A 14637-nucleotide genomic window follows, 5' to 3' on the forward strand; every position below is an offset into this window, starting at 1 on the left:
GAGGAGAAATCGTTGAGTAAAGGCGTAAGTTTGGTTATCGACGGCATGACCGGTGTGGGGAAAACCTCCTTGATGGATATCCTGGTCGAGAAAATCGAGATTACCCCCTATCGCGAGATCTTTCGCGATGAAAATGACTTGCTCGGCAAATTTTTCACCCAAGGCAACCGCTGGTGCTTTCCCATGCAAGTCAGTTTTCTCAACAATCGGTTTAATCAATATCAAGAAGCGTGCACCATGACCAATGCACTCATGGACCGTTCGATTTTCTCCGATCCGATCTTTGCTGACTTTTATCACCGTACCGGCGCCATGGAGCCGGAAGAATATTTTGTGTACCGTTCCTTGTTTCGCACCTTAGTGGAGACACTGGAGCCGCCCAAACTGGTGGTGTATCTGGACGTATCCGCCGATGAAGCGCTTCGGCGCATCCGCATGCGCGGCCGGGCCGACGAGTTGCAGATGCCCGAGAGCTACTGGCGTGACTTGCATAGCGTCTATACGGAATATTACGATAACTATCAATTATCACCGCTGCTGCGTATCGATGTGAGCGCCTGTGATTTCGTCAATGATGTGAAAGATCGTGCGGCCATCGTACGCCAAATCGTAGAACGATTGGGCTAACCGGCAGTGAGCCGGTAAGACGAGCCGGATCGCGATAAAAAGAATTACATACGAAAGACCCCTCCTTGTCCGTGCTTGGAACGTGCCAACCACCGCAAGGAGGGGTCTTTTTGCTGTATGTTTACACTTTGGGGATATTGCGACCGCTGAAGATCTCCGACATTTCTTTTTTGAGCCGCTGTTTGATCTTCTTCTTATCGCCGGGGAGCAGTTCTTTTTTGGCGGCACCAAAGAGGTAGTTCTCCAGATCAAACTCTTTGAGAATCATCTTGGTGTGGAAGATGTTGTCCTGATAGACGTTGACGTCGACCATTTGATAAAGGTCGCGCGTTTCTTTGGCGATGTAGTTTTGAATGGAGTTGATCTTGTGGTCGATAAAATATTTTTTGCCGTTGACATCGCGGGTAAAGCCGCGAACCCGATAGTCGATAATGGCGATATCGGAGCAGAAGCTGTTGATCAAGAAGTTCAGCGCTTTGAGCGGTGAAATATGGCCGCAGGTGGACACGTCAATATCGGCGCGGAAGGTGCTGATCCCTTTGTCGGGATGGCTTTCCGGGTAGGTATGAACGGTGATGTGGCTCTTATCCAGGTGGGCGACCACCGCATCCGATGCCGGTTCCGGCAGCGATAACTGGCCGTCTTTGGGGGGCACGCCGCCATAACAATCGGGGCGCTCGCACTCCGCTTGTTCTTCCGAGATCAACATGGTTACCGAAGCGCCTTGGGGATCGTAGTCTTGCTTCGCAATGTTTAAGATATTGGCACCGATAATCCGGGCCACTTCCGTCAGGATGCTCGTCAGCCGATCGGCATTGTATTCTTCATCGATGTACTCGATATAGGCTTTGCGATGCTCTGGGGTAATGGCGTAGCAAATATCATACATGTTGAAGCTGAGCGTTTTGGTAAGGTTGTTAAACCCGTATAGTTTTAGCTTTTTGATCGATTTGACTTCCATCATTTATCGCCCTTCCTCACATGGTTTTTTCCTCATCACACTTTACGCCATCTGAGAAAAACCTGCAATATCCAACAAGGCGAATCGGGCCGATCTGCAAAAAAAATTTTCTGTGATCGCCTAACAAAAGGAGTATGTATGCTTTTTTGTTGTTTTATGTAATTTTACTGAAGCCGTGTGGAAGAACATAATTTGTGGGAAGGGGGAAAAAATAGAAGGCGAGACAGGTCTAACTTGAGAAATGAGGGATAAGTCGTGCATTCTAAAGAATTGACGATCTTAAAAAGGGCGATCACCCATGAACATGAAAACGCCCAGTTTTACCGAATGGCCGCTGAGCAGGTGGCGGAAGAGGAAGTAAAAAGCGTTTTTTTGTACATGGCTACGGAAGAAGACAGCCATGCCGATTGGCTGGTCAAAATTCATCATGATCTGGCCCACGGCAAACCGGTCACCAGCAAAGACCTGCCGGTCCATCGCGATGACCCGGGAACGTTGACCCATGATGCGCTGACCGATGCGGCCACGACGGTGGTGTCGGCCCTGCATGTAGGCGTCATGCTGGAAAAATCGGCCGTTGATTATTACCGCGGGGCGGCCAAGGAGACCGGTGAAGCTACGTTAAAGGAACTATATAACCGGCTGGCCAATTGGGAAGCCGAGCATCTCGGGCAATTGGAAAAGGCCTATGATTTCGCCAAAGAAGAGTGGTGGGATCGGCAAGGTTTTTCCCCGTCCTAGCCGCAATCCGGTGAACCTGAAAAACGCATCTACCCCGGTAAAACCGGCGGGACGCCATACCTGGCAGTGATGGGCCGGTTACGTTACGATGACAGCGCAAGGGCTTCCTTAGCCTTGACGAGCAGCGTGATGGTTTCCAACACCGGTGTGGATACATGATGGGCTTGACCGAGACGCACCATGGCGCCGGTTAAGGCATCGATCTCTGTACGGCGTTGCCGTTGCAGGTCTTGCAGCATCGAGGGGTAATGGGCTTTGGTGGATGGAACCATCTTGGTGAAAAAGTCATCCAGATAGGCATCGGCATCGGGCCATAACGTCCGAGCGTTCATGGCGTCCATTACGGCGAAGATCTCCCGTACCATGGTGATCAGCAGCGCGCGGGAATCGGGGTCGGCGGCAAGTTCACCATAGGTTACCTCGAGAATGGCACCGAGGGAGTTCAACACGCTGTTATAGATGATTTTGCCCCAGATATATTGCATCACGTCGGCCGAAACTCGAGTCGGGATGCCGGCTTGGCGGCAAGCAGAGGCGATGGCTTCCAAACGTGCCGGGTCAATGAGGTTGTGCGGTGAACCGATGATGACGTCGTCGGCCATAACCGTTACTTGCGATGTGGCCGGGTGGGTGACTTCGGCACCAAAAATAACGCGACTGGCGATGAGTTGATGGGCCGGCAGGGATTGCAATGCCGTCTCATAGTTGCCATAGCCGTTTTGCGTAAGCAATACGAGGGTTTGCGGTCCCACAATCGGCGCAAGGGCGGCGGCGACAGCTGCCGTGGCATGAGACTTGACGGCGACGATCACCAGATCCAAAGCGCTTTCGCCGGGCGTAAGTTGATCAAGATCGGTAATTACCTGATCTAAGTGGGCCAGGTGCTGGCCCCAGATGCCATGCACGGTGAGCGGTTCTGATTCCAGTATGGTTGCGAGGTCCGGGCGGCCAAGTCCAATGACGTGGTGCCCGGCTTTTTTTAATAGGCAAGCATAGACGGTGCCCAGTGCGCCAAGACCGAAAACCAGGATTCTCATCATGAACCCTCCTAAGATCGTGGTTTGTTACGAATCAGTAGATCGTGGCTTGTTACGCTATCAGCGTAGCACTATGGTGCAGGAACTGCAAGGGTATGGGGGCTTGCTGGTTCTGCGATAATTATTTTGGTTGAAGAGAAGGAAATCCCGAAAGAATGCAGAATAGTTATTGATGTGTAACCTCAGAATCGTGCAGCACGGCTCTTTCATCTCCGATCGTTCCCTGCACACAATTTATACGGTCTTATTTTTCAGTACGGATTGACCGGGGAATATGAACCGGAATGCACTTTTCAAGGGCAACGAACCAGAAATAAATTTGAGAAAGGGGAACAGAAAGATGAAAGAAAAAATGATGAAACCGGTTCTCGCTGCGATGACCACGGTGATGATGATCCCTGGTGTAGCTATGGCGGCAGGAACAGCGCCTACCACTGCGAATGCAGGTTTTCCTCCCGTGTCCGCTGCTTTCATGATTTTCGGATTCTCGCTCGTCGGCATCGTTTGGGCCGGCATGGCAGCTCGCGAAAACTAGTCTTTTTTATTAGCACTTATTATTCCATAGGCAACCATCAAGCCAACCTTGCGGTTGGCTTTTTTATCTGCCTTGCATTACTATAATATAGTATCCATATATTGTACTTTGAGTTTATCAACAAGCTTTGCTATAATCCTTTATGGTGTTCGTTGCATTTAGCCATTGATAGTGTACAAGACAGCGCAGGCTTTTTTACAGCAATTCGCTTTTTTTGGCTTTGTTTTTCTACTTTAACGTGATTTTAATGTAACTTTTAAGAAGCATGCTAGTTTCCGGTGGATTGAGTAATCAAACTGCCATATCATAGAATCACATGCAGGTAGGAGGTTATTAATGATGCTATCGCAGCGTTTGCGCAATGATGCATTACGCCAACGGATTGTAAGTGCGGAAGAGGCTTGTACATGGATTGAAGATGGGATGACCGTCGGCATCAGCGGATTTACTTCGGCCGGTGATGTCAAAGTCGTTCCCAGTGCACTGGTGGAGCGGGTTAAAAAAGAAGGGAAGCCCTTTAAGATCAATCTTTACACCGGAGCATCGATCAGTGCGGCCGATGGACTGATGGCGGAAGCAGGGATTATTAACTGCCGATTGCCCTATCAGTCGGATCGGCGGATGCGCAAGGCGATCAATCGCGGTGAAGTTCATTATCTGGATCAGCATTTGTCCCATACAGCAGAAATGCTGCGTTCCGGAGCGATTCACACCATTGACGTGGCATTGATTGAAGCCATTGCCATCACTGAAGAAGGGCACATTATTCCCAGTACGTCCTTAGGTAACTCGCATATTTATGCGCAACAAGCCCAAACGATCATTGTCGAATTGAACTTGGCCCAAAACTTAGCCTTGGAAGGGTTGCACGATATCTATGACCCCGGCGAGCAGGGCCACCGTTTACCGATTCCTTTGACGTCGGCAGGACAACGGATTGGCTCGACGAAAATCGAGATCGACATTGAGAAGATCAAGGGAATTGTGATCACCAACCGGCCGGACTTCACCTCGGAGATGACGCCGCCCGATGCGGAAACGGAACAAATGGCTGAGCATTTGGTGCAGTTTTTGATGGAAGAAGTGGAGCAAGGGCATCTGCCCAAGCATCTGGAACCGTTGCAGTCCGGCGTGGGTTCCGTGGCGAATGCCGTGTTTTACGGTTTTTTGAAGTCCGATCTGACCGATTTGGAAGTGTACTCGGAGGTACTGCAAGATTCGGTCTTTGAACTGATCGATGCCGGCAAGATTAAAGTGGCGTCCGGTTGTGCTTTTACCTTATCGCCGGCTCGTTATGGGCAAGTGATGAGCAATCTTGATAAGTACCGCGATCGCATTGTCCTTCGTCCTCAAGAGATGTCCAATAATCCGGGGATCATTCGTCGTTTGGGCTTGATTGCGATCAATACGGCATTGGAAGTTGATATCTATGGCAATGTGAATTCGACGCACGTCATGGGAACGCAGATGATGAATGGGATCGGCGGTTCCGGCGACTTTGCCCGGAATTCACGATTGACCTTCTTCTGTACCAAGTCCTATGCCAAAGACGGCAAGATCTCCAGCATTGTGCCGATGGTTTCCCACGTTGATCATACCGAGCATGATGTCGACGTGGTCGTCACAGAGCAGGGCTTGGCCGATCTGCGGGGGTTAGCACCGCGACAACGGGCTGAGCAGATCATTGAGCATTGTGCCCATCCTGATTATCGTCCGCAACTGCGGGCCTATTTGGAGGAGGCATCGGCGCTGGGCGGTCATACGCCGCATGTGTTGGAAAAAGCCTTGTCGTGGCATGTGCGGTTCCAACAAACCGGTACCATGAAAGATGAAACCACGGTGCACTAAGCAGGTAACGCGGTACTTTCCTCTGGGGGAGGGTACCGCGTTTTGATGTTCCGTGGTGACTGCTTACAATCTGAAGCGGAAAAGGAGAAAAAATTAAAAAAATACCGAATTCCTAAATCTACCGGAATACAAATCGATAATTATGGTTTATAATACATAGGATAGGATATTTTCATGAGAGAGGTCGGGTGTCACGGAATGAAAGGAAACGAAGTGCGCTCCTACGTACTTTCTCCGGAAGAGCTGAAGGCACTCTGGGCGGAACAAGGAAAACCGGGGGAATGGTCGCCAGGTGTGAAAGCACCAAAGAAACGTCCGAAACCGATGGTCGCGTTGCCGGTCAAGCCGCAAAATGCCTGATTCTGCTTCTTGTTTTTACGAAGGAAATACCCGACCGTGAAAAAACACGCCTCCCAGCACTGCGATGGTGCCGGGAGGCGTGTTTTTTCTTGGTCGGGGTGCCGGGATGTATGAGGAAAGGAGTTTTTCGGGATACGAAGAATAAGTTAAGGATGAACTTTTCAAGTTACCTCGGTACAGGTTGTTCATGATAAAAAGGGGAGGCAGCGAAATGCATATTCCCGATGGGTTTCTAGACGCTAAGACATGGATCGGTGCGGCTGCCATCAGCAGCGCCGGTATCGCTTTGGCGGTAAAAAAAACACGCGATTTGCTCGATGAGCGGCAAGTGCCCTGGATGGGCGTCATGAGTGCCTTTATCTTTGCGGCGCAGATGATTAATTTTCCCATCGTCGGTGGTACATCGGGACATTTACTCGGTGCTTTGTTAGCCGGTATTACGCTGGGGCCCTGGCCGGCGATGCTGGTGATGACCACGATTTTGGGCATCCAGTGTTTCTTTTTCCAAGATGGTGGCTTGACGGCGCTTGGTGCGAATATCTTGAACATGGCTGTTGTCGGTGTTTGGAGTGGCTATGGGGCGTACCGGCTGTTGCAACGGTGGTTGCCCGGTGACGGAGGACGCAATGCCGCTGTCTTTATCGCCGCTTGGTTGTCAGTGCTCATGGCGTCTCTGGCGGCAGCGGTGGAACTGGCCTTGGCGGGAACATTGCCGTTTGCGGCGGCGTTGCCGGCGATGGCGGGATGGCATGCCTTGATTGGTGTTGGCGAAGGCTTAATTACGATGGCGGTGATTCAGTTTGTCTGGCGGGTGCGGCCGGATTTACAAAGCATGATCAGACAAGGAGGCGTTCGTTTTCATGAGCAATAACGTGCGCAAGCCAAGATGGTCTTGGCCTTGGTTACCGGTGTTGGTTGCAGCTTTTATCGTAGCGGCATTGCTGTCGCCATTTGCGTCAAGCCATCCGGACGGATTGGAGCGCGTCGCTGAAGATTATGGGTTTGCGGAACAAGGGGAGCGGCCCGTGCTGGCGGCATGGATTCCGGATTACGTCATGCCGGGGATCGGTAACGCGTCGCTGGCGACGTCGGCGGCGGGCGTACTGGGTACGGTGCTGGCTTTTGCCGGCATCTATGGGTTCGGAAAGTTGCTCCTGCGCCGGCCCTCAGCGCCGTCGTGAGCCCATCGGCAGGCCCTCTCGCTGTGGGGTTGACGGTGATTGCCGGGGCAACGCTGCTCGGGCAACCACGGGCCTTGGCCGGGCTGCTGGCCTTGGTCTGGGCGCTTTGTTTTTACCGAGGGGTTTCATGGCGCTTGCTCGTTCGCCGGCTCCTGCAGGTGGCCCCTTTTGTGGGATTTACGATTGTGCTGATGCCTTTTTGGGTGCCCGGTCCGGCCGGCCCCGTGATCACGCTGCCCTGGGGCACGACAGTAGCGTTATCGGTGGAAGGGATAGCGAGGGCGCAAGTGCTGGCGCTCAAGGTGATGATTTCTGTCAGCCTGTTGGTACTGCTGTGGCATCATTACGGCGAGCGGCATTTTTTTGCGGCCTTGGCCCGACTGCGGGTACCGCTGATTTTGATTCGGCTAGCGGAACTGACGCTGCGCTACGGGCAAGTGATTACCGGGGAAGCGCGGCGGATGGAGCGGGCCCGCCAAGCTCGTGGGTTTCGGCTGCATCATGGACTAACTCACAAAGCGATTCGGGCTGTCTATGGCGGATGGCTGGGTACGCTATTCTTGCGAGCGATGGAACGGGCAGAAAGGGTGTATCAAGCGATGCGTGCGCGCGGCTATGATCATCGTGCCGGTGAAGGGCAACGTAGCGATAGCATGGAAATGAGCGGGGAACAGCGGAAGCCTGCAAGGATGGCGCCTGCAGTGACAGGGCCCACAGTGACGGCGCCTTCAGCGATGGCACTAACTGTAGATCAACTGAGCTTTGCCTATGCCGGTGCCGGTGAGACGTTCACCGCGCTGCGCCATGTGTCGCTGCAAGTGCCTGCCGGGGCCAAGGTGGCCTTGTTGGGGCCAAACGGTGCCGGCAAATCGACGCTGCTTCATCATCTCTGCGGGCTTCACGTGCCGCAAACGGGAACGGTGACGGTCTTGGGTTCACCGGTTACGGCAGCGACGGTCTGGTCGGTGCGCAGTCAAGTGGGCCTGTTGTTTCAAGATCCCGATGATCAGCTTTTTTGTCCGACCGTCTGGGATGATGTGGCCTTTGGACCGCAGAATCTCGGCCTGGCGGCGGATGAAGTGGAGCGCCGTGTTCGAGCGGCCCTGCAAGCCGTCGATGGCCTCGATTTGTCCGCGCGGCCGCCGCAACGGTTGAGTTACGGGCAAAAAAAGAGGGCTGCCTTGGCCGGGGTGCTGGCCATGGAGCCGTCGGTGTTGCTTTTTGATGAGCCTATGGCTTATCTGGATCCGCAGGGGCAAGGGGAAGTGCTGGCGATTTTAGATCGTCTGCATCAAGCCGGCAAGACCATCATCTTGGCCGTCCATGATCTGCAATTTGCCTATCATTGGGCTGATCGTGTGATCATTTTGGCGGATGGACAAGTACTGGCTGACGGTGGCGTGGAAGTGCTTGATGACCAAGCGCTGATTGCTCGGGCTCGGCTGATCGGCCCTTCTTGGACGCACCGTTAGTGCGGGCGAGGGCGGGGGCTTTTGTTCGTACGTCGTTTTTTGGGCAGGGAGATAAAACCGGCTCGTTGCATGGAGCAGCGCCGGCGGTGATAGGATGCAAAATCAAGCAGGGTACATTGGCGGGGAGGGTAGCTTTTAACGCCCCGCTTTTGAAACAAAAGCCGCACCGTGCTGGCGAGAATTTGCGCCTTTTCTTCCGGCGTCAGGCCGCAGATGCTGTAGATCAGCATAATGTTATCGGCTTGGGCGTGGTACGAGGAATATGTACTGGAAGCAAACCGGCGACGTTCGGACGGTGAGAGTACGTGAATGCCCGGCGGCACCATAGCCGGAACGACGCGGCAGAGCGTAGGATAAGCGGAGCCTTGCAGGTGTTTCATCAAAATCGTTTGCTCGATACGCACAAACAGCGACTCCTTATGCAATTAATCAGTTGTGGATGATCTTTCTATATCATCATAACTGAATCAGGATAAAGTCGCCATAAAAATTTTAAGCCCTGCCGGTTTTGCGGCAGGGCCTGGAGTCGCTGACAATGTCAGTGGCTTTTTTGTTTTCATAGGGTGTTTTTATGTTTTTATAGGGAAAGATTCAGGTACGCTGCAAGCGAATGGTTTCAGCCACCATGGCAATAAACTCGGCATTCGTCGGTTTGCCGCGACCGGCATCCATCGGTTGCCCAAGAATATGGCTGATTTTCTGGGTATCGCCGCGGGTCCATGCCAATTCAATGGCGTGACGAATCGCCCGTTCGACGCGAACCGGCGTGGTATGGTGATGCTCGGCGATACGTGGATAGAGCGCTTTCGTGACGGCATCGAGCAGTTTCGGCTGTTGAACCGCCAGGATAATGGCGTTACGCAGGAATTGATAGCCTTTGATGTGTGTGGGAATGCCGATGAGGCGAATCATATCGGTCGCTTGAATATCGAGGCGGTCGGGTGGGGGTAAGGTTGTGGTCGTTACCGATGAAGTTGCCGGCGAAGCTGCCGGGGTCAGGGAAGAAGACGAAGGGAACGACGATGCCGGAGTCTGAGACGTTATTGATGCTGCAGCATCGCTTTGCGCCGTTGCCGGTGCAAAGTCGCGCCTGAGGATTTGGCGAACCCGTTCGCCGAGGGTGGGCACGTCAAAGGGCTTGGCAATAAAGTAATGAGCACCGAGGGCACCGGCGCGGCGCGTCAGTGCTTCTTGATTAAAGGCGGAAAGAACGACGAAGAGGGGACGTTCCGAGAGCGGTACGTCGGCCATTTTTTCTAATACGCCCAGACCATCAAGATGGGGCATGACGATATCGAGGATGACCAGATCGGGTTTTTCTTTTTGAATCAGGGGGAGGGCATCGAGACCATTGGAGGCAGTACCGACAATGGTGATGTCCGGTTGCGATTGAAAGAAGTCGCATAAGATGCTACGAAAATGCGGATTGTCATCGACGATTACTAGGCGAAAGGGCTTGAGCATCCCTTACATCCCCCCATAAACGGCTTGCTTGTGTTGTTCTATATTCACTTTTTCAACATCAATGACAAATATCCTGTTTTGATGATCGGGGAAACCTGAAATCTCGACACGGATCGCGGAGGGGGGATGGTTTTGCACGATAATTAGGAAGTTTGTGAAGGGGATTCTTTTTGCTCTGCCGCAGGCAGCGAAGAGTTACGAAACCAATAAACGATGGCCAGGAGGAGCGGAAAAAGTACCCCATGAGTGAACGCGTAGAGGGGCCAGACTTCCCGGTTCCACTTCGCGGCATAATCAAAATCAGGGTAAATAAACAGCGAAAACAGCAGCACAATCATCCCAAGGGGGAGCGTAACCACACGAAAATCGCTCAGCCGAACAACTTGAGCGAAACCAACAACCAAGCAATGGAAGTATAGGGTGATGCGGATCAACATGCTGATATACCATAATGTGGTCATCGTCCCTTCGATGCGCTCAATAAATTGGCCCACGCTGATAACTCGCGCCAACGTATGGCCGGCATAGGCAAGGAGCGGCGATAGTTGCGTACCGAGGGCCAAAATAGATAATACGATGATCACGAGCAGGACTCCATTGCCGATGAGCGTTCCGACGAGAAAGGCTCGCGCTGTGGCACGGCCGGGCGGGACGTGTTGAGGATAGAACATCAGTAGGCGGAACAAGGTTAATGATGTAAACGAAAGGAGGATAAAGGCGGCTTGCCCCAAGGCAGGCGTGGTTGCCTCCAAGACCGGTTGAATGTTTTCCAAGTGAATTTGTGGCAAGATCAATATGCTGAAAACAACATAGATACCGAGGAACACCAAAAAAAGTATTTCGGCAGAACGGGCGATGGTGACCACGCCGAGCCGTACACTGGCGATCACAATGATTAAATAAGTAAAGTTAATCACCAGTCGCGGTGTATCGGTAAGCACGGAAGATGTGGTGAATTGGCCAATATCCCAGAGCAAAGTGGTGGAGCCGATAAAAAAAAAGAAGATATAGAGTAAGGCGATGCCGTTACCCAGGTATTTCCCTAACAGGTGCTGACAAAACTGAATAAGTGTTTGACCTGTGAAGAGGCGCCCAAATAAATAGAGCAAGCCTGCGAGCAGAAGGCCAAAAAACGAAGCGAGCAAGGCAGCGATCCAGGCGTCTTGTTTCGCGATATCGATGACTATGGAGGGAACAGAGAGAATGCTGACACCGATAATGTCTAAGGCTACGATTTTTGTAAACTGTTGGTGCGTTATGCTGTTTTTATTCATTTGAAACCTGCCTTATCCCGAAGCAAATGGTCGAAAAGTGGTTGATAGATGAAGGCGATCCAATCAAGCGGATTAGCAAGTTGCAACCCTAAGAAATAAATGGCGGAGAGCACGCAGGCAATCGCCAAGAGACCAGTAAAAAAAGCAAGTTCTTTACGAGTCCCCTTTTTCCTTATGTCGGGCAGATCGTAGGCTACGATCAGAGCGGCCACCACCATAATGCCGAAAATCATCATTGCGCACGTTTGCTTTTTTGGATGGCTTCTCTAAGGGGTGTCACAATATCGCCGCTTTTTTTGATTTTTACTCGGGCGACAATTTCAACCGGCAGATTGACAAATTCTTGATCCCAGTTTGGTTGCAATCGCTTCCACGTTTGAGGGTCGGCGCGATGAATGACGCCGCCGAAGCCAAAGACGTCCGTTTGGTAGGATTTTGCCTTGGCGATGGCTTCAAAAATGTAACTGCTGATTTTATTTTCCAAGCTCCTTTCCAGGTCGCTTAAGGCACCGGGCCTTTTTAAGTCGATCGGTACGTTGATCTCACCAAGATTGGCTTCGGTGTTGACTTCGATCATGATCATCGGACGGCCATCTTGATTTTGACTGCGCAATTTGGTCGTGCTATTGCTTATTTCGAGGATGATGTTTTGGCCATCAGGACCATCGATGGGCGCAACAGAGGAGGAAATCTTATTGACGATGTAGTTGTATCCTTTGCTTTCCCCCTCATTCAACCACGCGACTAAGCGACCGTTGTGGAAGAGGCCAATGCTAAACAGCAGGACTTGGGTGGGTGGGGCGCTCTTTTGTACGTTTTGGGTGCTGTCCTTGCTCGGTGAATTGCCAACGACAACCAGGCCGGTGATCACCGGGTTTTTTCCCGGTGTCAGCAAGTCTGTGACCAACGGTGCTAATTGAACCGAATGGGTCGGTGCCCAGAAACGGGCCGATGTACTTAATGTGCGATAGAAACTAACCGATGGAATCAATTCTGCTGGTGTGATTATTTCTAATACTTCGGCTGCGGTGGTTTCCCGGGCGACAATGAAGAAAAAATCACCCCGAAATTCGTGATCACGCACGAGAAAATCCACCACTTCTTCAATTCCTTGACGGGCTAATACTTCGCCCAGCACGACCAGGCGTAAATGAGCAAAAAACAGTTTTCGTGGGGAAACGGTCGTCAGACGGCGGATGCCTTCGAAAATCGTGTCCGTCTCGATGCGATAGGTGACGACGGGCGCGCGGCTTTCCACTTTCGTTTGCGATTGGATGGCGATTTGATTGATGACTTGGACGGTGAACACATAGTGGCTGTCTTTTTTATCAATGCCGATGCCGACCACGATAGCCAGATCATTGAGTTCCCGCCGATTCCAACAGCCCGTGAGCGCCACAGTCAGGATTACGATGAGTAAAAGGACGATCTTGGTCTTTTTCATAGATCTTGTACCTCCAAGCAGTCACTGGCGGGTAGGATTTTTATGGGCTGTGTGGCGAGGACGAAGGGAGCGGGACCAGATCGGCGCCCGATAGATCGTGTCTTTTTGCGCCTCTTGATCCATCGGTGCAAAAGAGGTCAAGTAGGGAACACCAAAAGGATTTAAACTGCACAGATGGATGAGCACACCGAAGAGCCCGATAAGAATGCCGTAGTAACCAAGCGTCGCGGCTAGTACCATCATCAGGAAACGCAGCATCCGTATAGCGATAGCTAAGTTATAGGCAGGGATGATGAAGGAAGAGAGGGCGGTGATCGATACGATGATCACCATGGCGGGCGTGACAAAGCCGGCTTGGGCAGCGGCTTGGCCGATCACCAAGGCACCGACGATCGAAATGGCCTGCCCGATCGGGCGGGGCATGCGCACGCCGGCTTCGCGCAGGATTTCAAAGGTAATCTCCATGATCAATGCTTCGACAAAGGCGGGAAAAGGAATGCCTTCCCGTTGGGTTGTTAAGCTGAGCAGGAGTTGGGTCGGTAGCATCTCTTGGTGAAAGGTGGTGATGGCAATATAAATAGCCGGTCCCAGCATGGCTACAAAAAAAGAAAGGTACCGCAGGGTGCGCAGGAACAGCGTAATATCAAAGTGTTCATAGTAATCTTCGGCAGACTGCAAAAACTGGATGAAATAAGCAGGCGCGATTAAGACAAAGGGGGTGCCGTCGACGATGATGGCGACTTTTCCTTCGAGGAGATTGGCACAGACCACATCGGGTCGCTCGGTGTTGTAGATCATGGGGAAGGGGCTGTAACCGTCTTTCAAAAGAAACTCTTCCAGGTTGCCGCTTTCCAAAATGCCATCGACTTGGATGGCTTTGAGCCGATCCCGTATTTCGGTCACGATGTTCTTGTCGGCAATGTTGGTGAGGTACATGAGGCCCACGTTTGTTTGGCTCACATGACCGACTTTCAACACTTCCAAGCGCAGGTGCCGGTCTTTAAGCCGACGCCGGATCAGCACGGTGTTTTTCGTAATGGTTTCCGTGAAACTGTCGCGGGGACCGCGGATCGTCACTTGGTTGGTCGGCTCTTCGATAGCACGAAATTCGGTCGAGGCGATCGATAAGGCCAGTCCTTTGGGACACTGGTCAAGCAAAAGGATGGCGTGCCCTTCCAGGAGATAACGGACCATTTTTGTGTGGATGGTAAAACTGCGAACTTTACCTATGGTCAAAGCGGAGCGCTGGATCGATTCGAGCAGTTGTTGGGGACTGCCATCGTTATGGGGGAGATTTTGCGGGGTGTCGACGAGTAATGATGTAAGCACAAACTGGTTCAGCAACTGATCGTCGATGAGCCCTTCCATGTATAAAATGGCGCCTTTAACGGCAAACGGTGCCGGGATGAGGACTTCGCGTTTCACCAAGTCGGAACTGTTGCCCAGCGACGCTTGAACTGTACGGATGTTTTCCGTTAGGTTGTTGCGTAAGGGCAATTGCACTGTGCCTTGTTGGATAATCGAAAAGTTGCGATTTAATGGCGGAGTGTAACGACGATGCTTGACCATAACATCTCCAGCATGATTATTTGCCACTAGTGTTTTCGGGAGGGATCAAAAAAATGTATAACCGGCATAAAAAGAGCACCGGCAGTTCTCTATCGGGAGAACCACCGGTGCTTTTGGATTTATG

The 14637-nt window shown here is 51.9% G+C and carries 16 protein-coding genes; 8 read left to right on the forward strand and 8 right to left on the reverse strand.

What is annotated here, in order from left to right; genetic code table 11:
• The first annotated feature begins 12 nt into the window (after positions 1 to 12).
• Positions 13 to 627, forward strand: a complete 615-nt coding sequence (locus EDD73_RS05080; RefSeq protein ID WP_131918697.1) for a deoxynucleoside kinase — start codon at positions 13 to 15, stop codon at positions 625 to 627.
• A gap of 121 nt (positions 628 to 748) precedes the next feature.
• Here EDD73_RS05080 and speD read toward each other — a convergent pair whose 3' ends face one another.
• On the reverse strand, positions 749 to 1588 hold the full coding sequence (gene speD / locus EDD73_RS05085; protein WP_131918783.1) for an adenosylmethionine decarboxylase: 840 nt from the start codon (positions 1586 to 1588) through the stop codon (positions 749 to 751).
• Positions 1589 to 1843: 255 nt separating this feature from the next.
• Between speD and EDD73_RS05090 the strand changes: the two genes are divergently transcribed.
• A complete protein-coding gene (locus EDD73_RS05090; RefSeq protein ID WP_131918698.1) occupies positions 1844 to 2329 on the forward strand; it encodes a ferritin-like domain-containing protein in 486 nt (161 codons plus the stop codon).
• Positions 2330 to 2412: 83 nt separating this feature from the next.
• Here the strand turns inward: EDD73_RS05090 and EDD73_RS05095 are convergent, their stop codons facing one another.
• Positions 2413 to 3366 (reverse strand): ketopantoate reductase family protein, encoded by a 954-nt coding sequence (locus EDD73_RS05095; protein ID WP_131918699.1) that lies wholly within the window; start codon positions 3364 to 3366, stop codon positions 2413 to 2415.
• 340 nt (positions 3367 to 3706) lie between these two features.
• On the opposite strand from EDD73_RS05095, the gene EDD73_RS05100 reads away from it, so the two are divergent.
• The 6 genes from EDD73_RS05100 (at position 3707) to EDD73_RS05120 (ending at position 8762) form a co-directional block, all read left to right on the forward strand.
• A complete protein-coding gene (locus EDD73_RS05100; protein ID WP_131918700.1) occupies positions 3707 to 3901 on the forward strand; it encodes a hypothetical protein in 195 nt (64 codons plus the stop codon).
• A gap of 339 nt (positions 3902 to 4240) precedes the next feature.
• The gene (locus EDD73_RS05105) at positions 4241 to 5749 is read left to right on the forward strand and encodes an acetyl-CoA hydrolase/transferase family protein (protein WP_131918784.1); all 1509 of its coding nucleotides are present in this window, start codon (positions 4241 to 4243) and stop codon (positions 5747 to 5749) included.
• A 198-nt stretch (positions 5750 to 5947) separates the two neighbouring features.
• Positions 5948 to 6109, forward strand: coding sequence for a hypothetical protein (locus EDD73_RS14805; protein ID WP_165876337.1), 162 nt, complete (start codon positions 5948 to 5950; stop codon positions 6107 to 6109).
• A gap of 211 nt (positions 6110 to 6320) precedes the next feature.
• Complete coding sequence (locus EDD73_RS05110; protein ID WP_131918701.1) at positions 6321 to 6980, forward strand: energy-coupling factor ABC transporter permease; 660 nt, start codon at positions 6321 to 6323, stop codon at positions 6978 to 6980.
• The gene (locus EDD73_RS05115; RefSeq protein ID WP_131918702.1) at positions 6970 to 7290 is read left to right on the forward strand and encodes a PDGLE domain-containing protein; all 321 of its coding nucleotides are present in this window, start codon (positions 6970 to 6972) and stop codon (positions 7288 to 7290) included. Before EDD73_RS05110 ends, EDD73_RS05115 begins: the two co-directional genes overlap by 11 nt.
• 23 nt (positions 7291 to 7313) lie before the next feature.
• Positions 7314 to 8762 (forward strand): ATP-binding cassette domain-containing protein, encoded by a 1449-nt coding sequence (locus tag EDD73_RS05120; protein WP_165876338.1) that lies wholly within the window; start codon positions 7314 to 7316, stop codon positions 8760 to 8762.
• Here EDD73_RS05120 and EDD73_RS05125 read toward each other — a convergent pair.
• The 6 genes from EDD73_RS05125 to EDD73_RS05150 all read right to left on the reverse strand — a co-directional run bounded on the left by EDD73_RS05125 (position 8759) and on the right by EDD73_RS05150 (position 14513).
• The gene (locus tag EDD73_RS05125) at positions 8759 to 9166 is read right to left on the reverse strand and encodes a hypothetical protein (protein ID WP_131918704.1); all 408 of its coding nucleotides are present in this window, start codon (positions 9164 to 9166) and stop codon (positions 8759 to 8761) included. The two genes, EDD73_RS05120 and EDD73_RS05125, sit on opposite strands and share 4 nt — an antisense overlap.
• Positions 9167 to 9353: 187 nt before the next feature.
• Positions 9354 to 10226 carry a sporulation transcription factor Spo0A gene (gene spo0A, locus EDD73_RS05130; protein WP_131918705.1) on the reverse strand — a complete coding sequence of 291 codons (873 nt, stop codon included), beginning with the start codon at positions 10224 to 10226 and terminating at the stop codon, positions 9354 to 9356.
• Between the two features lie 143 nt (positions 10227 to 10369).
• Positions 10370 to 11500 (reverse strand): GerAB/ArcD/ProY family transporter, encoded by a 1131-nt coding sequence (locus EDD73_RS05135; protein WP_131918706.1) that lies wholly within the window; start codon positions 11498 to 11500, stop codon positions 10370 to 10372.
• Complete coding sequence (locus EDD73_RS05140; protein WP_131918707.1) at positions 11497 to 11736, reverse strand: hypothetical protein; 240 nt, start codon at positions 11734 to 11736, stop codon at positions 11497 to 11499. The genes EDD73_RS05135 and EDD73_RS05140 overlap by 4 nt, the downstream gene beginning before the upstream one ends.
• On the reverse strand, positions 11733 to 12944 hold the full coding sequence (locus tag EDD73_RS05145) for a Ger(x)C family spore germination protein (RefSeq protein ID WP_131918708.1): 1212 nt from the start codon (positions 12942 to 12944) through the stop codon (positions 11733 to 11735). The genes EDD73_RS05140 and EDD73_RS05145 overlap by 4 nt, the downstream gene beginning before the upstream one ends.
• A 21-nt stretch (positions 12945 to 12965) precedes the next feature.
• Positions 12966 to 14513, reverse strand: a complete 1548-nt coding sequence (locus tag EDD73_RS05150; RefSeq protein ID WP_131918709.1) for a spore germination protein — start codon at positions 14511 to 14513, stop codon at positions 12966 to 12968.
• Positions 14514 to 14637 lie beyond the last annotated feature (124 nt).

Source organism: Heliophilum fasciatum (genome assembly GCF_004341395.1).
GTDB classification, from domain to species: domain Bacteria; phylum Bacillota; class Desulfitobacteriia; order Heliobacteriales; family Heliobacteriaceae; genus Heliophilum; species Heliophilum fasciatum.